Annotated in this window: 20 protein-coding genes; 14 read left to right on the forward strand and 6 right to left on the reverse strand. The window is 71.5% G+C overall.

Annotation, left to right across the window (positions count from 1 at the left end; all coding sequences use genetic code 11):
* Positions 1-36: 36 nt before the first annotated feature.
* The 8 genes from ACTHM3_RS00410 to guaA all read left to right on the forward strand — a co-directional run bounded on the left by ACTHM3_RS00410 (position 37) and on the right by guaA (position 8,955).
* Positions 37-1,722 carry an ABC-F family ATP-binding cassette domain-containing protein gene (locus tag ACTHM3_RS00410; protein WP_440404096.1) on the forward strand — a complete coding sequence of 562 codons (1,686 nt, stop codon included), beginning with the start codon at positions 37-39 and terminating at the stop codon, positions 1,720-1,722.
* A 31-nt stretch (positions 1,723-1,753) separates the two neighbouring features.
* Positions 1,754-2,875: a GuaB3 family IMP dehydrogenase-related protein gene (locus ACTHM3_RS00415; RefSeq protein WP_440404097.1), complete on the forward strand. Its 1,122-nt coding sequence runs from the start codon at positions 1,754-1,756 to the stop codon at positions 2,873-2,875.
* Positions 2,876-2,993: 118 nt separating this feature from the next.
* Positions 2,994-4,079: a hypothetical protein gene (locus tag ACTHM3_RS00420; protein WP_440404098.1), complete on the forward strand. Its 1,086-nt coding sequence runs from the start codon at positions 2,994-2,996 to the stop codon at positions 4,077-4,079.
* A gap of 73 nt (positions 4,080-4,152) precedes the next feature.
* Positions 4,153-4,680 (forward strand): cation:proton antiporter regulatory subunit, encoded by a 528-nt coding sequence (locus tag ACTHM3_RS00425; RefSeq protein ID WP_440404099.1) that lies wholly within the window; start codon positions 4,153-4,155, stop codon positions 4,678-4,680.
* Positions 4,680-6,119 carry a cation:proton antiporter gene (locus ACTHM3_RS00430; protein WP_440404100.1) on the forward strand — a complete coding sequence of 480 codons (1,440 nt, stop codon included), beginning with the start codon at positions 4,680-4,682 and terminating at the stop codon, positions 6,117-6,119. The genes ACTHM3_RS00425 and ACTHM3_RS00430 overlap by 1 nt, the downstream gene beginning before the upstream one ends.
* A complete protein-coding gene (locus ACTHM3_RS00435; protein ID WP_440404101.1) occupies positions 6,119-6,910 on the forward strand; it encodes an SURF1 family cytochrome oxidase biogenesis protein in 792 nt (263 codons plus the stop codon). The genes ACTHM3_RS00430 and ACTHM3_RS00435 overlap by 1 nt, the downstream gene beginning before the upstream one ends.
* Before the next feature lie 9 nt (positions 6,911-6,919).
* On the forward strand, positions 6,920-7,357 hold the full coding sequence (locus ACTHM3_RS00440; protein WP_440404102.1) for a DUF3817 domain-containing protein: 438 nt from the start codon (positions 6,920-6,922) through the stop codon (positions 7,355-7,357).
* Complete coding sequence (gene guaA / locus ACTHM3_RS00445) at positions 7,354-8,955, forward strand: glutamine-hydrolyzing GMP synthase (protein WP_440404103.1); 1,602 nt, start codon at positions 7,354-7,356, stop codon at positions 8,953-8,955. Before ACTHM3_RS00440 ends, guaA begins: the two co-directional genes overlap by 4 nt.
* 3 nt (positions 8,956-8,958) lie before the next feature.
* Here the strand turns inward: guaA and ACTHM3_RS00450 are convergent, their stop codons facing one another.
* On the reverse strand, positions 8,959-9,951 hold the full coding sequence (locus tag ACTHM3_RS00450; protein ID WP_440404104.1) for a LacI family DNA-binding transcriptional regulator: 993 nt from the start codon (positions 9,949-9,951) through the stop codon (positions 8,959-8,961).
* A 96-nt stretch (positions 9,952-10,047) separates the two neighbouring features.
* Here ACTHM3_RS00450 and ACTHM3_RS00455 point away from each other — a divergent pair, with 96 nt between their 5' ends.
* Genes ACTHM3_RS00455 through ACTHM3_RS00465 form a run of 3 tightly spaced genes read left to right on the forward strand, consistent with a single transcriptional unit; the run spans position 10,048 to position 14,727 of the window.
* Positions 10,048-11,397: an MFS transporter gene (locus ACTHM3_RS00455; RefSeq protein WP_440404105.1), complete on the forward strand. Its 1,350-nt coding sequence runs from the start codon at positions 10,048-10,050 to the stop codon at positions 11,395-11,397.
* Positions 11,394-12,920 (forward strand): sulfatase family protein, encoded by a 1,527-nt coding sequence (locus ACTHM3_RS00460; RefSeq protein WP_440404106.1) that lies wholly within the window; start codon positions 11,394-11,396, stop codon positions 12,918-12,920. The genes ACTHM3_RS00455 and ACTHM3_RS00460 overlap by 4 nt, the downstream gene beginning before the upstream one ends.
* Positions 12,910-14,727: a glycoside hydrolase family 2 protein gene (locus ACTHM3_RS00465; protein ID WP_440404107.1), complete on the forward strand. Its 1,818-nt coding sequence runs from the start codon at positions 12,910-12,912 to the stop codon at positions 14,725-14,727. Before ACTHM3_RS00460 ends, ACTHM3_RS00465 begins: the two co-directional genes overlap by 11 nt.
* Here ACTHM3_RS00465 and ACTHM3_RS00470 read toward each other — a convergent pair.
* From ACTHM3_RS00470 to ACTHM3_RS00480, 3 genes are read right to left on the reverse strand one after another with little or no spacing between them, the layout of a single operon-like run.
* Complete coding sequence (locus ACTHM3_RS00470; RefSeq protein ID WP_440404108.1) at positions 14,724-15,551, reverse strand: Bax inhibitor-1/YccA family protein; 828 nt, start codon at positions 15,549-15,551, stop codon at positions 14,724-14,726. The genes ACTHM3_RS00465 and ACTHM3_RS00470 overlap by 4 nt on opposite strands.
* Positions 15,552-15,559: 8 nt before the next feature.
* Positions 15,560-16,090 carry a hypothetical protein gene (locus tag ACTHM3_RS00475; protein WP_440404109.1) on the reverse strand — a complete coding sequence of 177 codons (531 nt, stop codon included), beginning with the start codon at positions 16,088-16,090 and terminating at the stop codon, positions 15,560-15,562.
* Positions 16,083-16,523, reverse strand: a complete 441-nt coding sequence (locus ACTHM3_RS00480) for a DUF4190 domain-containing protein (RefSeq protein WP_440404110.1) — start codon at positions 16,521-16,523, stop codon at positions 16,083-16,085. Before ACTHM3_RS00480 ends, ACTHM3_RS00475 begins: the two co-directional genes overlap by 8 nt.
* 79 nt (positions 16,524-16,602) lie before the next feature.
* Here ACTHM3_RS00480 and ACTHM3_RS00485 point away from each other — a divergent pair, with 79 nt between their 5' ends.
* Complete coding sequence (locus ACTHM3_RS00485; protein WP_440404111.1) at positions 16,603-17,571, forward strand: glycerophosphodiester phosphodiesterase family protein; 969 nt, start codon at positions 16,603-16,605, stop codon at positions 17,569-17,571.
* Between the two features lie 112 nt (positions 17,572-17,683).
* Here the strand turns inward: ACTHM3_RS00485 and ACTHM3_RS00490 are convergent, their stop codons facing one another.
* Positions 17,684-18,553 carry an endonuclease domain-containing protein gene (locus ACTHM3_RS00490; protein WP_440404112.1) on the reverse strand — a complete coding sequence of 290 codons (870 nt, stop codon included), beginning with the start codon at positions 18,551-18,553 and terminating at the stop codon, positions 17,684-17,686.
* A 247-nt stretch (positions 18,554-18,800) separates the two neighbouring features.
* Between ACTHM3_RS00490 and ACTHM3_RS00495 the strand changes: the two genes are divergently transcribed.
* A complete protein-coding gene (locus ACTHM3_RS00495) occupies positions 18,801-21,179 on the forward strand; it encodes an ATP-dependent helicase (RefSeq protein ID WP_440404113.1) in 2,379 nt (792 codons plus the stop codon).
* Between the two features lie 29 nt (positions 21,180-21,208).
* Here the strand turns inward: ACTHM3_RS00495 and ACTHM3_RS00500 are convergent, their stop codons facing one another.
* A complete protein-coding gene (locus tag ACTHM3_RS00500) occupies positions 21,209-22,480 on the reverse strand; it encodes an MFS transporter (RefSeq protein ID WP_440404114.1) in 1,272 nt (423 codons plus the stop codon).
* 88 nt (positions 22,481-22,568) lie between these two features.
* Here ACTHM3_RS00500 and ACTHM3_RS00505 point away from each other — a divergent pair, with 88 nt between their 5' ends.
* Positions 22,569-23,156: a PadR family transcriptional regulator gene (locus tag ACTHM3_RS00505; protein ID WP_440404115.1), complete on the forward strand. Its 588-nt coding sequence runs from the start codon at positions 22,569-22,571 to the stop codon at positions 23,154-23,156.
* Positions 23,157-23,206: the final 50 nt, after the last annotated feature.

A 23,206-nucleotide genomic window follows, 5' to 3' on the forward strand; every position in this document is an offset into this window, starting at 1 on the left:
CTTCGCTCCCGCGGGGCGGGAGGAACCGGTCCGGCCATGGGCTTCATCGACGTCAGCGGCGTCTCGCTCACGCTGCCCGACGGGCGGCCGCTGCTCGACGACGTGTCGTTCCGCGTCGGCGAGGGCACGACGAGCGCGCTCATCGGCGCGAACGGGGCGGGCAAGTCGACGCTGCTGCGGATCATCCGCGGCGAGACCGCGCCGGACTCCGGGGTCGTCGCGATCGGCGGCGGCCTCGGCGTCATGGACCAGTTCGTCGGGCACCTGCGCGACGCCTCGACCGTGCGCGATCTGCTGATCTCGGTGGCGCGCCCCGCCGTCCGCGACGCCGCCCGGGGGCTCGACGCCGCCGAGGTCGCGCTCATCGAGCACGACGCGATCGAGACCCAGATGGCGTACGCCACGGCGCTCGCCGACTACGCGGATGCGGGCGGCTACGAGCAGGAGACCCTCTGGGACCTCTGCACGACCGCCGCGCTCGGCATCCCGTTCGAGCGGGCGCAGTACCGCGAGGTCACCACGCTCTCGGGCGGCGAGCAGAAGCGGCTGGCGCTGGAGGCTCTCCTCCGCGGACCGGACGAGGTCCTGCTGCTCGACGAGCCGGACAACTACCTCGACGTGCCGGGCAAGCGCTGGCTGGAGGAGTCGCTGCGCGCGACGCCGAAGACCGTCCTGCTCGTGAGTCACGACCGCGAGCTGCTCGCGCGCGCCGCGGACCGGATCCTCACCCTCGAGGTCGGCCTGGGCGGCAACGCCGTGTGGACCCACGGCGGCTTCGACGGCTACCACGACGCCCGCCGGGATCGGATGGACCGGCTCGACGAGCTGCGCCGCCGGTGGGACGAGGAGCACGCCAAGCTCAAGGCGCTCGTCCTCATGTACAAGACGAAGGCGGCCTACAACGACGGCCTCGCCTCGCGGTATCAGGCCGCGCAGACGCGGCTCCGCAAGTTCGAGGAGGCGGGGCCGCCCGAGAAGCGCCCCGTCGAGCAGCCCGTCGCGATGCGGCTGACCGGCGCGCGCACCGGCCGGCGGGCGCTCGTCGCCGAGGGTCTCGGCCTGACCGGACTCATGGAGCCCTTCGACCTCGAGGTCTGGTTCGGCGAGCGCGTGGCGGTGCTCGGCTCCAACGGATCGGGCAAGTCGCACTTCCTGCGGCTGCTGGCCGCCGGCGGCACGGATCCCGACCGACTCGCGGGGCACGTCACGACCATCGGGCGCACCCTCGATCCGGTGCCGCACACCGGCACCGCGAAGCTCGGCGCGCGCGTCGTGCCGGGTTGGTTCGCACAGGCGCACGAGCATCCCGAGCTGCTCGGCCGGACGCTGCTCGAGATCCTCGCGCGCGGCGACGACGAGCGCGACGGACGCGGCCGCGAGGACGCCAGCCGGGCCCTGCATCGCTACGGGCTCGTCGACCAGGCGGAGCAGGTGTTCGAATCGCTCTCGGGCGGGCAGCAGGCGCGGCTCCAGATCCTGCTGCTCGAGCTGAGCGGCTGCACCATGCTGCTGCTCGACGAGCCGACCGACAACCTCGACCTGATGTCGGCGGAGGCGCTGCAGGAGGCGCTCGACCGCTTCGAGGGGACCGTGCTCGCCGTCACGCACGACCGGTGGTTCGCGCGCTCGTTCGACCGGTTCCTCGTCTTCGGCGCGGACGGGAACGTGTACGAGGCCGACGAGCCGGTATGGGACGAGGGGCGCGTGGTCCGCGCCCGCTGAGCCGTCGGCTGCGCCGGATAGGCTCGATCCCGTGAGCGACATCGAGATCGGTCGGGCCAAGCGGGCGAAGCGCGCGTACACGTTCGACGACATCGCGATCGTCCCGAGCCGCCGCACCCGCGACCCGCAGGACGTCAGCGTCAGCTGGACGATCGACGCGTTCACCTTCGAGACGCCCGTGATCGCCGCGCCCATGGACTCGGTGGTGAGCCCCGCGACCGCGATCGCGATCGGCCGGCTCGGCGGCCTCGGCGTCCTCGACCTCGAGGGCGTGTGGACCCGCTACGAGGACCCGGAGCCGGTCCTCGCCGAGATCCGCGGGCTCTCGGACGCCGAGGCGACCGCGAGCCTCCAGCAGATCTACGCCGAGCCGATCAAGCCGGAGCTCATCACCCAGCGTCTCGCCGAGATCCGCGCCGCGGGCGTGCCGGTCGCGGGGGCGCTCAGCCCGCAGCGGACCGCGGAGTTCAGCGACATCGTCGTCGGCGCCGGCGTCGACCTGTTCGTCATCCGCGGCACGACGGTCAGCGCGGAGCACGTCAGCCGGACCACCGAGCCGCTCAACCTCAAGAAGTTCATCTACGAGCTCGACGTCCCGGTCATCGTCGGCGGCGCGGCCACCTACACCGCGGCCCTGCACCTCATGCGCACCGGCGCCGCGGGCGTGCTCGTCGGCTTCGGCGGGGGAGCGGCGTCCACCACCCGAACGGCGCTCGGCATCCACGCCCCCATGGCGACGGCCGTCGCGGAGGTCGCCGGCGCGCGCCGCGACTACCTCGACGAGTCGGGCGGCCGCTACGTGCATGTCATCGCCGACGGCGGACTCGGCACAAGCGGCGACCTCGTCAAGGCGATCTCGATGGGCGCCGACGCGGTCATGCTCGGCTCGATCCTCGCGCGCGCCGAGGAGGCGCCCGGCGGCGGCTGGCACTGGGGCGCCGAGGCCCACCACGAGGAGCTCCCGCGCGGGCACCGCGTCGAGGTCGGCACGGTGGCGCCGCTCGCGAAAGTGCTGTTCGGCCCGTCCAGCTCGGCCGACGGACGCACCAACGTCATCGGAGCGCTCCGCCGCTCGATGGCGACGACCGGCTACTCCGACCTCAAGGAGTTCCAGCGAGTCGACGTCGTCGTCGCTCCGTACACGCGGGGCTGAGCAGACGCCGCGGTTCCCGGGCACCTCGATGCAGGATCGTGACCGAGACGCGCCTCCAGTGCTCGTGCACTCCAACTAGCGTTGCGTCGTGCGACCGAATCGAGCGAAGCTCCTGATCGTGCCCGCGGCGATCACCATCGCGGCCCTGTCTGCGTGCGCTGCGCAATCGGACCCAAGTGAAGCGCGGCATTCGTCCATCCGGACCGTTCCCTCCACCCCGGCGGAACCGTCGCTGCCCAAGCCCCCGGCCTCTCAGACGCCGGGACCATGCGAGGAGCTCGTTCCCGCCAGCTCGGTCCAGAGGTTGATCGGTGACGTCGCTCTCGACGCGGATGCCGGAATCGACCGTCCACTCGGCCTCCTGGCCGAAGAGGCCCAGAGCGGCTTCTCGAGCTGCGGGTGGGGGGATGCGCTCACGCTTCACCCGCATGAGGCGGGGTTCGAGCTCACTTTTCAGAGGCATGCCGCGGTCGTCGTTGCGCAACTCCCCGGCGGCGGGATCGACTACGACGGAGGTGTTCCAGCGGGGATCGGCGCCGACGCATCGTCGTCGGTCTGCACGACCGGCAGCGGAACCGACACCTGCAACATCCGATTCCAGGTCGGCGACTATCTCGTGGGTGTGTGGGCTCAGCGTCCAGACTCAGCTGGCGGGCTCACTGCGTTCACGATGGGCGTGCAGGAGGTGCTCCGGGCTCTGGTCAGCAGACTCCGATCGACAACCACTCCGCCTGCCTGGCAGCGTCCGGCGCCGTCGTGGCCCGCCGAGACGGACTGCGCGCGGATCGGTGATCGCGGCGCGGTTGCAGCCGCTGCGGGCTGGACTGACCTGAAGGCGGGCGACCAGTACAACAGCCCGCAGGACCTCAGCCTCGGTGGCGCGTTGGAGTGCCTGTGGCTGCCAAGCGAATCGCATGAGGACGGCACTCGGCCGGAGCTGGCGGTCGCCGATTACGTACAGGGCGGCGCATGGATCTGGAGTACCTTCGCCGGTCAGAAGGGATTCACGCCGGAGACGGTCCCGGGCGCAGATCACGCCGGGATGATCTGCGACGGTTCGCCGGGAGGTTGTCAGGTCGCGGCCGTCATCGGCGGGAACGTCGTCTCCGTCGTGCAGTCCTCCGACATGGGCATCGGCAACGGTTCGGGCCTGGGGCAGCAGCTCCTGCTGATCCTCGCGGCGGCTCTCCGCGGTGTCGTGTGAGGCACGGGCCTAGCCGCTCTCGCCTGCGGCGAACCCCGAACCTCTCAGGGACGGGCTCGGTAGACTCGATCCCATGGTCGATGTCCGCCGTGTGAAGCTCCCCGGGGTGGGGATCCTCCACACCTTCGTGACCGACGACGGCGGCAAGGTCGGCGTGATCACCCACCGTTCCGGCTCGAGCGACCTCATCTCGTTCGCCGACGCCGACGACAAGGACCACGCTCGCAAGGTGTCGCTCCGGCTGGACGAGGACGAGGCGCACACCCTCGCGGAACTGCTCGGCGGCACCCGGATCACCGAGTCGCTGAGCGGGCTCGACCAGATCCCGGGTCTCTCCATCGACTGGTTCCACGTCGACTACGACGACCACATCGCCGGGCAGCCGCTCGGCGACATGACCGCGCGCGGACTCGCCGGTGTCACGGTCGTCGCGGTCGTGCGGGGCGAGGTCGCGAACCCGGCCCCCGACTCCCAGTTCAAGGTCTTCCCGGGCGACACGCTCGTGCTGGCCGGCGCTCCCGAGAAGGTCGCGAAGGCGTTCCACTTCTACCGCGCCGGCGAGTTCGCCAAGTCCGAGGCCGTCGCTCCGCCGGGTCGCTGATGCTGCTCGCCGCCCAGGCCGACGCGTCCGACCACATCGGCCAGGAGCTCCTGGTCCTGGGCGCGCTGTTCGTCATCGCCTACGTGCTCGGGCGGTTGGGCAAGCTCATCGGGCTGCCCGCGATCCCGATCTACATGCTCGTCGGGCTCATCGCGAGCCCGAACTTCCACTTCTTCCCGCTCGAGGTGCCGTCCGCGAACGTGCACCTCATCGCGGTGTTCGGGCTCATCTTCCTGCTGTTCAACCTCGGTCTCGAGTTCGACCAGGACGCGTTCTTCGGTAACTTCAGGAGCCTGATCATCTCCGGCGGCAGCCGCATCGTGATCAACTTCGGGATCGGGTTCCTGTTCGGCCTCTGGGTCGGCTGGGGCACGCGCGAGGCCCTCATCATCGCGGGGATGACGGCCACTAGCTCGAGCGCCATCATCACCAAGCTGCTCATCGAACTGCGCCGTCTCGCCAACAACGAGACGCCCACGATCCTCGGCATCGCCGTCGTCGAGGACGTCTTCATCGCGATCTACCTCGCGATCGTGACGGTGATCCTGAACGGCAAGACGGACGTCTGGGGCATCGTGGGCGAGCTCGCGATCTCGTTCGGGTTCCTCATCGCGATGTTCGCCCTCGCCCGCTGGGGCGGCAAGGTCGTCTCGCGGCTCGTCGGCACGCGCGACGACGAGCTCTTCACCATCCTGTTCTTCGGGCTCGCCGTCGCGTTCGGCGGCATCGGCGAGCTCCTCGGCGTCTCGGACGCGATCGGGGCGTTCCTCATCGGCCTCGTCCTCGGGGCGACGCGCTTCCGCGCCCGGATCGAGCAGCTGGCGCTGCCGCTGCGAGACGTGTTCGCGGCGTTCTTCTTCCTCGAGTTCGGGCTCGCGCTCGACCCGACGCTGTTCGGCGGGGTCCTCGTCCCGGTGATCCTCGCCGTCGTGCTGACGCTCGTGCTCAACACGGCCGGGGGCCAGCTCATCGCCTGGCTCAACAAGCTCACGCCCGCCGAGGGGCTCAATGTGAGCGCGATGCTGCAGAACCGCGGCGAGTTCGCGCTCATCCTCGCGACGCTCGCGGCGGGGGCCGGGCTCGATCCGCGGCTCACCCCGTTCGCCGGCCTCTACGTGCTCATCATGGCGGTCGTCGGACCGGTGCTGGCCGTCAACTCGGAGCGCATCGGCGGACTGTTCGGACGGCGCCGTCGGCGGATCGCGACCGCCGGTCCGGTCGACGTGGAGCGGGAGGCGGAGCTGGCGCTCGCCGAGGCCGCGATGTCGAACGACGACGCGGCTCCGGCCTTCGAGGTCTCGGCCGGGGAGCTGCGCCCGCGGGATCCGCGGTCGGTCGACCCCGACGAGCTGGACCCGAACGACCCCGAGCACCGGCTCGCGGAGCAGGCCCGCGCGCAGGCCGACGACGGATCCCGTCCGCGCGATCCGGAGTACTGATGACGACCGCCCGACCCCGTCTCGATGAGCCGATGACCTTCGGCCGCGTCGCGCGCCGCCCGCGGTGGATCGCCGCCCTGATCCTCGCCCTCGCGCTCGCGGCGGGATTCGCCTGGCTCGGCCAGTGGCAGCTCGGCCGCAGCATCGCGTCCGCACCGACCACCGGGCCGGACACCGAGAAGGTGGTGCCCCTCACCTCCTTCGCGAAGCCCGGCGTCTCGTTCCGCGACGACCAGATCGGCCGGATGGCGTCCGTCGATGCGACGCTCGTGCCGGGCGACACGGTGCTCCTGAGCGACCGGCTGAACGGCGGCGTCACCGGCTGGTGGGTCGTCGGGCACGCGGTGACCGCCAACGGGACCGACCTCGCGGTCGCGCTCGGCTGGGCGCCCACCCGCTCGGCGGCCCGCGCTGCGGAGCCCACGGCGACGATCCCCACCCCGCTCATCGGGCGCTACCTGCCGAGCGAGTCGCCCGACCAGCCGACCGTCGAGAAGGGCGTCCAGTCGGCCTCCTCCGTCCCCGCCTTCATCAACCAGTGGCAGCACTACAGCGGTGAGGTGTATCCGGGATACCTCGTGGCCCGCACCCCGTCCGCCGGGCTCGATCGGATCGACTCGCCGAAGCCGATCCCGCCGGATGCGCTCAACTGGCTGAACCTGTTCTACGCGATCGAGTGGGCCGTCTTCGCCGGCTTCGCGATCTACCTCTGGTACCGGCTCGTGCAGGACGTGGTCGAGAAGGAGAACGGCGACGACGACCCGACCGAGCCCTCAGACTCCGACCAATAGAATCGGGGCATGGCCGCCGGACCCCGCCCCGAGGACATCCCGCGCATCCGCATCGTCCTCCGCATCTTCCGGGTCTCGGCCATCGTCACCGGTGTGTTCCTGCTCGGGCTGTGCGTGATGATGGTGCTCCGCTACGGATTCCACGTCGACATCGAGCTGGGCGGGTCGCAGGGCTTCATCGCCTTGCAGCAGCCCAAGCTCATCGAGGCGGTGAATCTGTCGACCTTCGAGCTCATCGCGCACGGCTGGTTGTACGTGCTCTACCTCGGCCTCGACTTCCTGCTCTGGCGGATGCTGCGCTTTTCGTTCGGGCGATTCCTCTTCTTCGCGCTCGGCGGCGTCATCCCCTTCCTCTCCTTCTACTTCGAGTTCAAGATCCCGGCCTACGTCAATGCGCGCCTGGCCGAGACCGAGGCGCGGGCGACGCCCGCGGAGGTGGCCGCGTGAGCGATCCGACCGTCCCGCCGGAGGAGGCCGCCGAGCGCGTGCACCGCCCGGTGCTCGTCGTCGACTTCGGCGCGCAGTACGCGCAGCTCATCGCCCGGCGCGTGCGCGAGGCCGGGGTCTACAGCGAGATCGTGCCGCACACCATCTCCGCCGAGGAGGTCGCGGCGAAGGACCCGGCCGGCATCGTGCTGAGCGGCGGGCCGTCGAGCGTCTACGAGGAGGGCTCGCCCGACCTCGACCCCGGCATCCTGCAGCTCGGCGTGCCGACGCTCGGCATCTGCTACGGCTTCCAGGTCATGGCGCAGCAGCTCGGCGGCGAGGTCGCGAAGACGGGCCGCCGCGAGTACGGCTCCACGCGGGTGCACGTCGCGCACCCGGAGGGCTTCCTCGCCGAGCAGCCCGTCGAGCAGACGGCGTGGATGTCGCACGGCGACTCCGTGGTGAAGGCGCCGGACGGCTTCGAGGTGCTCGCCTCGACGACCGACACCCCCGTCGCCGCGTTCGGCAGCGACGAGCGCCGGCTCTACGGCGTCCAGTGGCATCCGGAGGTGCGGCACTCCGCGCACGGGCAGGCCGTCATCGAGCGGTTCCTGCACGACTCCGCGGGCATCGCGCCGGACTGGAACAGCGGCAGCGTCATCGCCGAGCAGGTGGCGCGGATCCGCACCCAGGTCGGCACCGGCAAGGTCATCTGCGGCCTGTCCGGCGGCGTGGACTCCGCGGTCGCGGCGGCGCTCGTGCACGAGGCGGTCGGCGACCAGCTGGTCTGCGTGTTCGTCGACCACGGACTCCTCCGGGCGGGGGAGCGCGAGCAGGTCGAGCGCGACTACGTGGCCGCGACCGGCGTGCGACTCGTGACCGTGGACGCGGCGGACCGGTTCCTCGACGCGCTCGACGGGGTCAGCGATCCCGAGACCAAGCGCAAGATCATCGGCCGCGAGTTCATCCGCGTGTTCGAGCAGGCGCAGGCCGACCTCGTCGCAGAGGCGGCGAGCGAGGGCGACCCGATCCGCTTCCTCGTGCAGGGCACCCTCTACCCCGACGTCGTCGAGTCGGGCGGCGGCTCCGGCACTGCGAACATCAAGTCGCATCACAACGTGGGCGGCCTGCCGGAGGACCTGCAGTTCGAGCTCGTCGAGCCGCTGCGCACGCTCTTCAAGGACGAGGTCCGCGCGATCGGCCGCGAGCTCGGGCTGCCCGAGGTGATCGTCGGGCGTCAGCCGTTCCCGCGGCCGGGTCTCGGCATCCGGATCGTCGGCGAGGTGACCCGCGAGCGGCTCGACCTCCTGCGCGAGGCCGACCTCATCGTCCGCGACGAACTCAGCGCCGCGGGCCTCGACGGCGAGATCTGGCAGTGCCCGGTCGTGCTGCTCGCCGACGTCCGCTCGGTCGGCGTCATGGGCGACGGCCGCACCTACGGCCACCCGATCGTGCTGCGGCCGGTGTCGTCGGAGGATGCGATGACCGCCGACTGGACCCGCCTGCCCTACGATCTGCTGGCCCGCATCTCGAATCGGATCACCAACGAGGTCGCCGGGGTGAACCGGGTCGTGCTCGACGTCACGTCGAAGCCGCCGGGCACCATCGAGTGGGAATAGCGGTCAGCTGCTCCCGCGCACCGTGACCTCGTACGGGATCGCGATGCTGCGCGACGGCCCGTCGTCGCCGTCGATCCGACGAACGAGCGCGTCGAGGGCGGCCTCGGCGATCGCTCTCTTGTCGGGCGTCACCGTCGACATCGCGGGTCGGGTGTAGCGCGCCTCGTCGGAGCCGTTGAATCCCATGACGGCGATCTGCTCCGGTATGGCGACGCCGGCGTCGCCGAGGACGCTCATGGCGCCGACAGCGAGCAGGTCCGAGAAGCAGAAGAGCGCGTCCGGCAGCTCGTCACGGGCGAGGATGCGTCGGGCGGCGGCGGCGCCCGCCGCGCGGGAGAAGGCGTCGACGTACTCGACCGCGGTCTCGACGCCGGCGGAGGCGTCGGCGATCGCTGCCTCGAACCCGGCGAGTCGCAGCGCGCTCGAGGAGTGCTGTTCGCGCTGCGCGCCGACGGCGACGAGGCGCCGTCGACCTCGCGCGAGCAGGTGCTCGGTCGCCGCGCGCGCCGCCGCGAGATTGTCGATCGCGACGTGGTCGAAGCCGGGGTGCCGCTCCTCGCCGAGCAGGACGACGGGGCGCTCGGTGCGCGTGGTGCGGAGAAGATCCTCGTCCCGCAGTGCGAGCGGGCTGATGACGAGGCCGTCGAAGAACGCCTTGCGATCGGCCCGCGCGAGGAGCTCGAGCTCCCGGTCGCGCTCGCCGTCGCTCTGCTCGATCAGCAGGCTGTAGCCGCGCACGCGGGCCGCGTCGGTGAGGCAGCGCGCGAGTTCCGCGAAGTAGGGGGCGTCGACGCCCGGGAGGACGGCCACCAGGATGCCGGTGCGTCCCGATCGCAGCATCCGCCCGATCTCGCTCGGCCGGTATCCGACCCGGGCGACGGCCTCCAGCACCCGCTGTCGCGTCGCCTCGGAGACCGCAGCGGCACCGTTCATCACGTTCGTGACCGTGCGCGGCGAGACCCCCGCCAGCTGGGCCACGTCGTCGCGGGTCGCCATCGTGTCTCCCTTGCCTCGTGGCAACCCTATCCGCTATGGTCGCGGTGTTCCCGTACTTTGCCACGTGGTAAATATCCGCGCATCGAAGGAGCTGCGATGACCGACACCCCCACCTCCGCCCCGACTCGGGCCCCGGGACGCGACCGCCTGACGCCGCAGGCCCGACGCTCCGTGCTCGCGAGCTTCGTCGGATCGACCTTCGAGTGGTACGACTTCGGGCTCTACGGCACGACCGCGGCGCTCGTCTTCAACCGGGTGTTCTTCCCGACGACGGATCCCGCGGTGGGAACCCTGCTCGCCCTGGTCACCACGGCGGTCGGGTACTTCACCCGCCCGATCGGCGGCATCATCTTCGGGCACTTCGGCGATCGCGTCGGCCGCAAGAGGCTGCTCGTCATCACCATGCTCGGGATGGGCATCCCGACGCTCGTCATCGGCATGATCCCGTCGTACGCGACGATCGGCGTCGCCGCGCCGATCCTGCTGCTGCTCATGCGCCTCCTGCAGGGCATCGGCCTCGGCGGCGAGTACGCCGGCGCCGCGCTCGCCACCATCGAGTCGGTCCCGGGCGCCCGGCGCGGCTTCTTCGGATCGATCCCGCAACTCGGCAACCCGGTCGGCGGCGTCCTGGGCTCGCTCCTGGTGCTCGCCTGCACCTTCTTCGCGGGCGACGAGGTCTTCGCCGCCTGGCTCTGGCGGGTCCCGTTCCTGCTGAGCGCGATCCTTCTGGCGTACGCCCTCGTGGTGCGGCTGCGCCTCGTCGAGACCGGCGACTTCCGCAAGCTCGCGGAGGAGAAGAAGGTCGTCAAGGCGCCGCTGGTCGCGGTCGTGCGTCACCACTGGGCGCCGCTCCTGCTCGGGATGGGTGCTCGCGCCGCCGACGCGATCACCGGCAACGTGGCGGGCGGTGTCACGATCGCCTACATCGTGACCTACCTCAAGCAGACCGACAGCGTGAGCCTCGTCGTCAACATCGTCCCCTCGATCATCGCGATCCCCCTCATGCTCGGGGTGGGGGCGCTGAGCGACCGGTCGGGCCGCCGCCGCACGTACGTCATCGCGCTGCTGATCCTCGCCGTCACGGTGTTCCCGATGTTCGCGCTGCTCGACACCAGGATCGTGTTCCTCATGATCGTCGGCATCACGATCTTCCGGCTCGCCAACAGCGCGCAGTTCGCGGTGCAGAGCGCGTTCCTCGCCGACATCTTCCCGACGGAGGTGCGCTACACCGCGATCTCTCTCGTGTACCAGGTGACGTCGATCATCGGCGGCCTCACGCCGCCCCTCGCGCTCGCGATCCTCATCGCGACCGGCGGGAGCCCGTGGCTGCTGTGCATCGTCGTCGCGGTGGTCGTGGCGCTCAGCGCCCTCTGCGCCGGCCTCATGCGCTCCCGGGTCCGGCCCGAGACGCAGCAGATCGCCGGGCCGATCGAGGGGCTCGCATGACGGCTCCCGACATCGTCCTCATCGTCACCGACCAGCACCGGGCCGACGCGAGCCGGCGGGCGGGCTTCCCGCTCGACACCACGCCGTTCCTCGACGCGCTCGCCGCCGACGGGGTGTGGTTCGACCGGGCGTACACGACCGCGCCGCTCTGCTCGCCGGCGCGCACCAGTCTCCTCACGGGACGTTGGCCGAGCGCGCACCGGGTCACCCAGAACCCGGCGCGCGAGCTCGCGGTGTTCGGCACCGACCTCGTCGAGGTCGCCCACGACGCCGGGTACGCGACCGCTCTCATCGGCAAGAACCACACCTACCTCACCCCCGACCGCGTCGACGCCTTCGTCGAGTACTCGCACGACGGTCGCGAGCCGGCTGCGACCGAGGGCGAGGAGGCCGCGTTCGACGCGTGGCTCGGCGGACTGCGGCACCGCACCCCGTCGGAGGCGGCGCCGTTCCCGGTCGAGCTGCAAAACCCGCATCGGATCGTGGACGACGCGCTCGCGTGGGTCGGGCGGCAGCCGGGAGACCGTCCGATGCTGCTGATCGTCTCGTTCCCGGAGCCGCACAACCCCTATCAGGTGCCGGAACCGTACTTCTCGATGTTCCCGCCGGAGACCCTGCCCCCCACGCTCGCCGGCCCGGAGGTGCTCGGCGAGCTGCCCTTCGCCTACCGGTACCTGCACGAGATCGGCGAGGACGCGTACCCCGACTACGACGCCGAGGTCGCGCGGGCGCGATCGAGCTACTACGGGATGCTGCGGCTCATCGACGACGAGGTGCGCCGCCTGGTCGACGGGCTCGCGCCGCGCCACGCGGAGCGGCCGCGGATCGTCGTCGCCACGGCCGATCACGGCGACTACGCCGGCGACTACGGTCTCGTCCGGAAGGGAGCCGAGATCGGCGACGTGCTCGCCCGGATCCCCCTGATCGTCCAGGGCGACGACGTCCGGCAGATGCCGGAGGGCGCGCACCCCGCGCACGTCTCCCTCGCCGACCTCATGCCCACGCTCTGCGAGGCGATCGGCACGCCGATCCCCGCGGGCGTGCAGGGTCGGAGCATCTGGCCGCTGCTCACGGGAGCCCCGTACCCGCGGTCCGAGTTCGACAGCGCCTACGTGGAGCAGGGGATGGGCGGGCTCCCCTACGGTCCCGACGACGTGCCGTCGCCGCAGCCGGGTCTGCTCGATGACGCTCCCGACGGATCGCTCCGCTTCGACGAGCTGAACGCCGTGACCCAGAGCGGACGTCGGCGGAAGATACGGATGGGGGATTGGACTCTCGACGTCGACCTCACGGGCGGCCCCCGGCTCCACCACCTGCCCTCGGATCCGCTCGAACTCGTCGACCGCTGGGACGACCCCGACGCCGCCGAGGCGCGGGTCGCGCTGCTCGCCCGCCTCGCGGTCTGGCAGATGCGCGCCGAGGATCCGCTGCCTCCCGTCCCCACCGGGTATCCGCAGAAGACCGACCCCCGCAACTACGTCGCGCCCGCCCCGGCGCCGAAGGAGGATCCGCATGACGGATGACGTCGTCCCCCGCTCCGAGTACCCGCGCCCGCAGTTGCGACGCGATCGCTGGCTGTGCCTCAACGGCGAGTGGGACTTCGCCGTCGACCGCGCTGACACGGGTCTCGAGCGCGGCCTGCTCGCCACCCCGTTCGACCGACGGATCACCGTGCCGTTCGCGCCGGAGTCGATCGCGAGCGGGATCGGTGACGTCGACTTCATGGCGGCCGTCTGGTACCGGCGCATGGTCCGCATCCCCGACGACTGGGCCGGCGACGACGTGCTGTTGCACTTCGGCGCGGTCGACCACGACGCAACGGTGTGGGTCGACGGAGTCGAGGTCGCCCGGCACCGCGGCGGCTTCACCGGCTTCACCGCCGAGCTCGGCGGCCTCACCGCGGGTGCGGAGCACGAGATCGTCGTCCGTGCCCGCGACACCCGCGACGAGCCGCAGGCCCGCGGCAAGCAGGCCACCTGGTACGAGAACACGGCGTGCTTCTACACGCGCACCACCGGCATCTGGCAGACCGTCTGGATGGAGCCCGTGCCGCGGACCCGGATCCGCCGCATCCGCACGACGCCGCAGCTCGCCACCCGATCGTTCGCGGTCGGCACGACGATCGATCACCCCGTGCGCGGGCTCCGGATCCGGGCGGAGCTGCGCGATGCGGGCGGCGTGGTGACCACCGCGGAGTGCGATGCCGGTCTCGACCTCGCCCCGACCCTCACCCTGGTGGTGCCCGACGCCCGGGTCCGCCCCTGGTCGCCCCAGGATCCCCATCTCTACGACCTCCAGGTCGACCTGCTGCGCGACGGGGACCTCGTCGATCGCGTCGTGTCGTACGCCGGGCTCCGTTCGATCGCCATCGACGGCGAGCGGATCCTGCTGAACGGCCGCCCCGTCTTCCAGCGCCTCGTGCTCGACCAGGGGCTCTGGCCCGACACGCTCATGACCGCTCCGAGCGACGAGGCCCTCGCGCGCGACATCGAGCTCGGGATCGCGGCCGGCTTCAACGGCGCCCGCCTGCATCAGAAGGTGTTCGAGGAGCGCTACCTGTACCACGCCGACCGGCTCGGCTACCTGGTCTGGGGCGAGTTCGGCGACTGGGGTGCGACCCGTCCGGGCGCGGCGCCGGAGGACCGGCAGTTCCCGACCGCGAGCTTCGTGACCGAGTGGCTCGAGGCGCTCGAACGCGACCACTCGCATCCGTCGATCGTCGGCTGGTGCCCCCTCAACGAGACCTACCAGGCGCTCGGCGACCGCATCACCCAGCTCGACGACGTGACGCACGCGATGTACCTGGCGACGAAGCTCGCCGATCCGTCGAGGCCGGTGCTCGACGCCTCCGGCTACGCGCACCGGGTCCGGGGAGCGGACGTGTACGACGCGCACGACTACGAGCAGGACCCGACCGCGTTCGCGCGGACGCACGGGGTCGGCTCCGCACCGTACGTCAACCGGCTCGGCGACCGCGACATGTCGATCCCGTACGCCGGCCAGCCCTACTTCGTCTCGGAGTACGGGGGCATCTGGTGGAACCCCGCCATCGCGGGCGCGGACCCCGCCGGCTCCGACGACGAGCGCGGGGAGTCGTGGGGCTACGGGCAGCGCGTGACCGACGTCGAGAGCTGGCATCGCCGCTTCGACGGGCTGACGGAGGTCCTGCTCGGCAACCCCGCCATGTTCGGCTACTGCTACACCCAGCTGACCGACACGTTCCAGGAGCAGAACGGCCTCTACACCGACGCCCGCGAGCCCAAGTTCGACATCGCGCGGATCGCCGCGACCCAGCGGCGCGTCGCCGCGTTCGAGGAGGAGCTCCGCTAGTTCCGGGGCATGAAGTACGAGAGCAGACGCAGGATCTCGAGGTAGAGCCACACGACCGTGACCATGATCCCGAATGCGGCCGTCCAGCCGTAGATGCGGGGCTGGCCGGTCTCGACGCCGCGCTTCACCTGGTCGAAGTCGATGACGAGCGAGTAGGCCGCCATCAGCACGACGAGGATCCCGAGCGGGATGCCGAGCGGGATCCCGAAGATCTCGACGCCGCGGAGCCCGCCGTAGTTGTCGACGACGCCCGTGAGCATGAGGACCACGTTGACGAGCGAGAAGACGAGGTATCCGACCATGAGGACGAGGAACACCTTGGTCGCCCGGCTCGAGGCGCGCACCTTGCCGCTCGCGAACAGGGCGAGCGTGACCCCGACCACGCCGAGCGTGCCGAGGACGGCGATCGGGATGATGCCCTGCCACATCTGGGAGAACCACGACGAGATGCCGCCGACGAACACGCCCTCGACGCCCGCGTAGAGCAGGACGAGCGCCGGCGACGGCTTGCGCTTGAACGTGTTGACGAGCGCGAGCACGAAGCCGATGAGCGCGGCGGGGATCGCGAGGATCGGCACGAACCAGCCGATGGCGGCGCCCGCGAGGAGGATGCCGAACGACACGAGCGTCTTGACAATCGTGTCCTCGTAGGTCATCCGACCGGCCTGGTCGGCGGTGACCGTGGGAAGGTCGTACTGGGCCTGGAGCTGCTCCGCGGTCGGGACGGGGACCGGCGGGACGCCGGCGGCCGCGTCCTTCGCGGCGGCGCGCTTCGCGGCGCGCTCGTCGAAGGCGGGGGAGTTCGAGAAGGCGAAGTTGGCCATGCTCGATTCTAAGAATTTCCCGAGGTCCCTCGCCTGCGGATCCGCCCTGAGGGTGCCCCGAAACGGCCCGACGAAACCGCTGCGGCGATCCAGGCCGCGGCGACGAGCGCGGCGAGCATGATGCCGAGCGCCGGCAGCAGCCCGCCGCTCGCGGGCGCGGTCGCACCGATGGCCACGGCGGCGGCGGCCGGGAGCAGGGCGGTGACCCAGGCCACGGCGGGGCGGTGACGCGCGAGCAGCCACGCGAGGCAGCCGACCACGAGCCCCCCGATCCAGTGCGGTCCGGCGAGCAGCAGCAGAGTCGCCGGGGTCGCGACGGCGGCGGCCGTCACGCGACGCCAGCCGGCCGCCGGCAGGATCGCCCAGCCGGCGACGTGGGCGACGACCCCGAGCACGGGCAGCCAGGGCCAGAGCGCGCTCGAGCCGGCGACCGCGACGCCGCCCGCCACGATCAGCGCCACGCCGCAGGCGACCCGGTCGCCGTGCCGACCCCAGCGCAGCGGCAGTGCTGCGGCCGGGGTGCGGACGGGATCAGGCATGGCCGGCCAGGTAGATGATGCCGAGCCCGACGATGAAGGCGAGCGAGCCGTATCCGAGCACGATCGCGATGATCGCCGGGATGCGGCCGCGCTCGCCCGCGGCGGTGAGCTGGCTGAGCGCGAGGTGGCCGAACAGCGCCGCGAGCGGGCTCGCGAAGCAGCCGAGCACGAGGGCGACGATCGCGAGCGCGTTGACGCGGCGTCGCCCGGCGGCACGGGAGCGGCTCTCGGTCCGGGTGCGGATCGAGACGGGGGCGGGGGCCGGGGGCTCCTCCGGCGGGGCGAGCACGAGGGTCGGCACGGCGGCGGGCGCGGCGTCGGCGACGAGCGCGGCGACCGGCTCGGGGATCGGCTCCGGTGCCGACACGACGACCGGGATCGCCTTCGTCTCGGGGCGCGCGGCCGTCACGCCGGTGGGCATTCCGCAGCTCACGCAGAACTTCCATTCCGGGCGCAACTCGCGGGCACAGTTGGCGCAGACGGGCATGACCTCGCCACGTTACCCTGGCGCCATGGCGGCCTCGACCTCCCTCGCGACCCCCGTTCTGGTGATCGGTCACCGGGGGGCGAGCGGCTACCGCCCGGAGCACACGCGCGCCGCCTACGAGCTCGCGATCGCCCTCGGCGCCGACGCGATCGAGCCCGACATCGTCGCCACGAAGGACGGCGAGCTGGTCCTCCGGCACGAGAACGAGATCTCCGGCACGACCGACGTCGCCGCGCATCCCGAGTTCGCCCACCTCCGCACCACCAAGACCATCGACGGCGAGCGCCTGACCGGGTGGTTCACCGAGGACTTCGCCTGGGCCGAGCTGGCGACGCTGCGGGCGCGGGAGCGGATCCCGGAGCTCCGTCAGCACTCGGCGACCTTCGACGGTGTCGAGCCGATGCTGCGCCTGCGCGACCTGATCGACATCCTCGAGGCGGCGGGGCGGCCGATGACCCTCGTCGCCGAGGTGAAGCACGCGACCCATTTCGCCTCGGTCGGGCTCCCGCTCGACGAGCTCGTGGCGGCGGAGCTCGCGCGCTGGAGGGACCCGGCCCGGCTGGTCGTCGAGTCGTTCGAGCGCGGCGTGCTGCATCGGCTCCGGGATCGCGGGCTCGACGCGCGGTACGTCTATCTGATCGAGGGCCGGGGCCGCGCGGCCGACGGCGCGGTGCCGTACGACGAGGAGGTCGCGGGCGACCTGCGCACCCTCGACGTCGACGGGATCAGCGTCGACGGCCGTCGTCTCCTCCGCTTCCCGGATCTGCCGCGCCGGGCCCACGACGCCGGGATGCTCGCCTACGTCTGGACCCTCCGCCCCGAGAACCGCTTCCTCCCGAAGCGATTCCGCGGCCCGGGCTCGCCCGCCGACTGGGGCGGCTGGCGCGCGGCCTTCGGCGCCGCAGTCGCCACCGGCGTCGACGGCGTCTTCGTCGACCACCCGGACCTCGGCCGCGCGGTGGTCGACGACCCGGCGGCCGCACGCACCCTGTGACGAATGACGGAGATCCGGGGCCCGCGGCGACACCGTGACCGTGAATCCGGTCGCGCGCGTGCCGAAGGAGCCGTGGGTTCCGTCATTCGTTCCACCGGACCGGATGCGGGGTTCACTCGTCGGCGTCGCCGCGTGCCACCGCAGCGAGGATCGCACCGATCACCTCCGGCATCCGCTCGACGACCTGCCGGTAGCTGAAGCGCAGGACGCGGAAGCCCCGCCGGCTCAGCTCGGCGTCCCTTCGACGATCGGCCTCGAACGCGATGGGATCGACGTGGTACTCCTGCCCGTCCACCTCGACGACCAGGTGGCGGCCCAGCACGAAGTCGACCCGGCCGACGCCGGCGATCCGGACCTGGCGCCGTGTGGAGATCCGTGCGGCCCGCAGCCGGCGCCACACAAGCGTCTCGATCCCCGACTCGCAGACCCCGTCGGCATCGACGAGCGCCTCGCGGAACGACCGCGGCACCGATGCGGCGAGCTCCCGCACCAGCGGCCTGCTCGCCGGATGCAGCCGGGTCAGGGAGTCGGCGGACGCGGCGACCTCCTCCGCGTGTCCGCACGTGATCAGGTGCCGCAGCGCGGTCACGGGGTCGACGATCAGACGGCTGAGGGCCTCGACGTCCTGCCAGTGGACGACGGTCGACGGGTCCTTCCGGTCCCGACGCCGATGCAGCGGGCTCGCCGCGGTCCGCAACCGCACGGCGTGAGCCGGAACCGCGACGTGCAGCCGCGGATCGGGACCGGTCCAGATGCCGGCGAGGCGGAGCGCCGTCCGGCAGGTGGCTCGGCCGCCGACCCGGGCGGACCGCTGGAGCGCCCGGTCCGTACCCGGCTGGCAGAACCACCCCTGACGTACCCGGACCAGCTCGCGGCGGCGGACTCCCGCCGCGAGCGAGCGCCGATCCCAGCCGGCCGCGTAGAGCTCGTGCGTCGCCGCGAGTCCGCCCAGCTCCCGGATGACCTCGATCGCATCCTGCATCGGAGGATCGTGCCGAGCTCGAGCGGGCCCCGCGGCGCTTCCGGGCGTTCCCGTGGACTCCTCCCGCTTCCCGCGGTCGGGGGAGGGACGAATGACGGAGATCGTCCGCTCGTCGGTCGACGATCTCCCGGGGATGCGGCGGACGTGCACGCGACGGCGCCACGATCTCCGTCATTCGTCCCACGAGGGGCAGCGGAGGGGACCCGGACCCGGCCCGTGTCGGCCCGCGCTCGTAGAATCGGGGATCATGACCTGGCTCCTCGACGACCTCGGCGGAGACCAGGCGCAACCCGACGCGGTCGCCCTCGACGAGGAGCTGCTGGCCGGCCTCAATCCGCAGCAGCGGGAGGCGGTGCTCTACCGCGGGCCCGCGCTCCTCATCGTCGCGGGGGCGGGATCCGGGAAGACGAGCGTCCTCACCCGCCGCATCGCCGGCCTCATCGCGAGCCGCGAGGCGTGGCCGAGCCAGATCCTCGCGATCACGTTCACCAACAAGGCCGCCGCCGAGATGCGGGAGCGGATCCGCGGGCTGGTCGGCGACGACGCGAACGGCATGTGGATCTCGACCTTCCACTCGGCCTGCGTGCGCATCCTGCGCCGGCAGGCCGAGGTGATGGGGCTCAAGCAGGGCTTCACGATCTACGACACCGCCGACTCCCGCGCGCTGCTGAAGCGCATCCTCAAGGAGCTGGATGCCGACACCCTCGGGTTCAGCGTCGCGGGCGTCGCGAACCGCATCTCGAAGCTCAAGAACGAACTGACCGACATCGACCAGTTCGCGCGCCAGGTCAACACCGAGGACCCGAAGGAGTCGGCGTTCCTCGAGCTGTTCCGGCGCTACACGCAGGGCCTCCGTCGCGCCAACGCGCTCGACTTCGACGACCTCATCGCCGAGACGGTGTATCTGTTCCGGGCGTTCCCCGACGTGGCGGCCCTCTATCAGCGCCGGTTCCGGCACGTGCTGGTCGACGAGTACCAGGACACGAACGCCGCCCAGTACGCGCTCATCCGCGAGCTGGTGCGCCCCGTCGCGCCCGAGCACGTGCCGCTGGACACCCGCCTCCGCGTCGGAGCCGACGGCGGGATCCCGGCCGCGACGCTCACGGTCGTCGGCGACTCCGATCAGTCGATCTACGCGTTCCGCGGCGCCGACATGCGCAACATCGTCGACTTCGAGGACGACTTCCCGAACGCGAAGACGGTCCTCCTCGAGCAGAACTACCGCTCCACGCAGAACATCCTCGACGCGGCGAACGCGGTCATCGGCAACAACTTCGACCGGGTCGCCAAGAACCTCTTCACGACGGGCGGCGCGGGCGAGAGGATCGTCGGTTACACCGGCTACTCGGCGCACGACGAGGCGCAGTTCGTCGCCGACGAGATCGAGGCGCTGAAGCGCGCGGGGGAGACCTACGACGACGTCGCCGTGTTCGTGCGCACCAACGCGCAGACCAGGCCGCTCGAGGAGATCTTCATCCGCTCGGCGATCCCGTACCAGATCCCGGGCGGCACCAAGTTCTACGAGCGCGCCGAGATCAAGGACGCGATGGCGTACCTGATCCAGATCGCCAATCCCGACGACGACCTCGCCCTCCGTCGGGTCATGAACGTGCCGCGACGCGGCATCGGCCCCGCGACGGAGGCGGCGCTCCAGGCGCATGCCGAGCGCACCGGGCAGACGCTCCGCGACGCGATGCGGGATGCCGCGTCGCTCGGCCTCGGCGCCAAGGTGACGGGGGCGATCCTCGACCTGGCGAAGCTGCTGGACGACGTGGGCGCAACGGCGGCGACGGCCGCGCCCGCCGACATCCTCACCACCCTCATGGACAGGACCGGGCTCCTGACCGGGCTGCGCACCTCGCCCGACGCGCAGGACAACGCGCGCGCCGAGAACATCGACGAGCTCATCCTGCAGACCCGCGAGTTCCGCCGGCAGACCCCGGAGGGCAACCTCGTCGACTTCCTCACCGGCGTCGCGCTCTTCGCGGCCGCGGACGAGATCGAGGACGAGGACGGTTCCGTGTCGATCATGACGCTGCACACGGCGAAGGGGCTCGAGTACGACGCGGTCTTCCTCACCGGCATCGAGGAGGACCTCCTCCCGCACCGCATCTCGTCGAACGAGCCCGGCGGCATCGCCGAGGAGCGACGCCTCTTCTATGTCGGCATCACGCGCGCCCGCAAGCGCCTGTACGTCTCCCTCTCGATGACGCGGTCGCTGTTCGGGGAGCCGAGCGTCGCGATGCCGTCGCGGTTCCTGCAGGAGATCCCGTCGGATCTCATCGACTGGCGGCAGTCGCCCGGTGACGCGACCTCGCGCGGGCAGATGCGCCCCCGGGCCGTGACCTCCCGGGAGGGATCGCGCCCGAGGTTCTCGTACTCCACCTCGCTGCCCGCCGGTCCGGAGCGCAAGAAGACGGAGTGGACCTCGGCCGTCACCGCGACCGTGCGCGACAACGGCGACCTGACCCTCGCCCCGGGCGACCGGATCCGGCACACCGACTTCGGCGAGGGGCGCGTCACCGATGTCACCGGCGCCGGGCCGAAGTCGATCGCCGAGGTGCAGTTCGACACCGCGGGGCGCAAGCGGCTGCTCATCAAGATCGCGCCGATCGAGAAGCTCTAGCCGCGACGTCCCGGCACGCGCCGTCGGCGCTATTCGACCAGCGGGTCCGCGGCGTCGTCGACGACGATCACCGGCGCCGTCACCGGTCGCGGGATCGCGCGCCGCCGCACGATGACGACGGCGAACAGGGCCGCCGCGACCAGCAGGATCCCGACCGCGCCGGTCGCGACCGCGGCGCTCACGCCGATCGCGCCGGCGAGCACGCCCATGAGGATGCCGCTGCCGGCCTGGAAGCCGTTGGAGGTCATCCCGGCCGCCCCGACGAACCGGCCGCGCCGGTCGGCGGGTGCGGTGAGCTGCACGATCGTCTGCGAGGTGGACGCGGTGATGAGGTTGCCCGCGCCCGCGACGACGAGGGCGACGACCGAGAGGGCGTAGCTGCGCGAGAGCGCGAAGACGAGGATCGCGACCGCGAACACGACCGCGGTGCCGATCGCGACGCGGGCGCTCGCCCGGATCCGTCCGACCGCCTCGAGGGTGATGCCGGAGACGACCGCCCCGGCCGCCATCGAGGAGATGAGGACCGCGTACCCGGCGCCGTCCGGCACGCCGAGCAGACCGCCGAATTCGGGCAGGAGCGGCATGAGCGCCGCCCCGATGAACAGGGCGACCCCGCCCTGCAGGATCATCACGACCAGGATCGACGGGTACCTCGGCACGTCGCGCAGCACCTGCACGATGTCGCTCCAATGCGCCGCGACCCGGCGCCCGGCGTCGCGCACGTGGCCGGTCATCGGCGTGATGAAGAGGTAGATCATGAACGGCAGGTACATGATCACGTTGAGGAAGATGCCGACCGTCGGCCCGACGGTCGTCAGCAGGAGAGCCCCGATCGCCGGCCCGACGAGCTGGCCGAGCGTCAGCCCCGTCGCCATCAGCCGCACGGCGCTCGGCACCCCCTCCGGCCCCACCATGTCATAGAGCATGAGCTGGTCGGGCGCCTTCCAGATGGCGCTCGCGAAGCCGTGCACGAGCAGCAGGATCACGCAATGCCACGGCTGCAGGGTGTGCGTCGCGAACAGCACGCCCCATCCGACCGACGCGGAGATGAAAAGAAGGCCCGACAGCTGCACGAGGCGCCGGCAGTCGAACCGGTCCGCGAGGGCGCCGAGCGGGATCGAGAAGAAGAGGTGCGGCAGCCAGTGTGTCAGCACCGCCAGCCCGGCGAGCAGGGGCGAGTGGAAGGTCTGCCACATCACCCAGTAGGTGATGGCGTGCTCGAGGTTGTCGCCGCCCATCATGAGCGAGCCGCCGATCCAATAGCCCTTGTACCAGGGGGCCCGCAGGGCGGCGAATCTCACCGGCCCAGCCTAGGACCGCGATCGATTGACACTTCAACGATATATCGCTTACTATCGACAACAGGTTTTGACAGACGAAGGAGACACCATGAAGAACCGACACTTCCCCCACGGATTCGACGCCCGCGCCCACCAGGGCCGCGGCTTCCCGGACCGGGAGGGCTTCGGCCCGTTCGGCCCCGGCATGTTCGGTCCCGGCATGCGCAACGAGTTCATGCGCGCCTGGGGCGGGCCACGTGCCCGCAAGGGCGACGTCCGGATCGCGATCCTCGCGCTCCTGAACGAGGCGCCCGCCAGCGGCTACGGCCTCATCAAGGCGATCGCCGAGAAGACCGAGCACGCCTGGCGCCCCAGCCCCGGGTCCGTCTACCCGACGCTGCAGCAGCTCGTCGACGAGGGCCTCGTGACCCAGCCGGCGGGCCCGGGCAAGGGCGACTACGAGCTGACCGACGACGGCCGCGCCTACGTGACCGAGCACCAGCCCGAGATCGACGGGGTCTTCGCCCAGCAGCCCGCCGGGTTCGGCGGGGTCGACCGCGAGTTCATGCACTCGATCGGCCGTCTCTTCGACGCGGTCCGGCAGTTCCCCCGCTCGGCGACGCCCGAGCAGCGGAAGGCCGCCGCCGAGAAGATGGACGAGCTCCGGCGCGAGCTCTACCGGATCCTCGCCGACTGAGGCGGGTGGGATCCCGGCCGGGGAGCGGAGGACGCTCCCCGGCCTCCATC

Source organism: Pseudolysinimonas sp., assembly GCF_051954455.1.
GTDB lineage: Bacteria > Actinomycetota > Actinomycetes > Actinomycetales > Microbacteriaceae > Pseudolysinimonas.

Coding starts and splice junctions, on each gene's coding strand:
- ACTHM3_RS00410 (WP_440404096.1), top strand. CDS start 37: ATGGGCTTCATCGACGTCAGCGGCGTCTCGCTCACGCTGCCCGACGGG.
- ACTHM3_RS00425 (WP_440404099.1), top strand. CDS start 4,153: ATGGTCGATGTCCGCCGTGTGAAGCTCCCCGGGGTGGGGATCCTCCAC.
- ACTHM3_RS00430 (WP_440404100.1), top strand. CDS start 4,680: ATGCTGCTCGCCGCCCAGGCCGACGCGTCCGACCACATCGGCCAGGAG.
- ACTHM3_RS00435 (WP_440404101.1), top strand. CDS start 6,119: ATGACGACCGCCCGACCCCGTCTCGATGAGCCGATGACCTTCGGCCGC.
- ACTHM3_RS00440 (WP_440404102.1), top strand. CDS start 6,920: ATGGCCGCCGGACCCCGCCCCGAGGACATCCCGCGCATCCGCATCGTC.
- ACTHM3_RS00450 (WP_440404104.1), bottom strand. CDS start 9,951: ATGGCGACCCGCGACGACGTGGCCCAGCTGGCGGGGGTCTCGCCGCGC.
- ACTHM3_RS00455 (WP_440404105.1), top strand. CDS start 10,048: ATGACCGACACCCCCACCTCCGCCCCGACTCGGGCCCCGGGACGCGAC.
- ACTHM3_RS00460 (WP_440404106.1), top strand. CDS start 11,394: ATGACGGCTCCCGACATCGTCCTCATCGTCACCGACCAGCACCGGGCC.
- ACTHM3_RS00465 (WP_440404107.1), top strand. CDS start 12,910: ATGACGGATGACGTCGTCCCCCGCTCCGAGTACCCGCGCCCGCAGTTG.
- ACTHM3_RS00470 (WP_440404108.1), bottom strand. CDS start 15,551: ATGGCCAACTTCGCCTTCTCGAACTCCCCCGCCTTCGACGAGCGCGCC.
- ACTHM3_RS00475 (WP_440404109.1), bottom strand. CDS start 16,090: ATGCCTGATCCCGTCCGCACCCCGGCCGCAGCACTGCCGCTGCGCTGG.
- ACTHM3_RS00485 (WP_440404111.1), top strand. CDS start 16,603: ATGGCGGCCTCGACCTCCCTCGCGACCCCCGTTCTGGTGATCGGTCAC.
- ACTHM3_RS00490 (WP_440404112.1), bottom strand. CDS start 18,553: ATGCAGGATGCGATCGAGGTCATCCGGGAGCTGGGCGGACTCGCGGCG.
- ACTHM3_RS00495 (WP_440404113.1), top strand. CDS start 18,801: ATGACCTGGCTCCTCGACGACCTCGGCGGAGACCAGGCGCAACCCGAC.
- ACTHM3_RS00505 (WP_440404115.1), top strand. CDS start 22,569: ATGAAGAACCGACACTTCCCCCACGGATTCGACGCCCGCGCCCACCAG.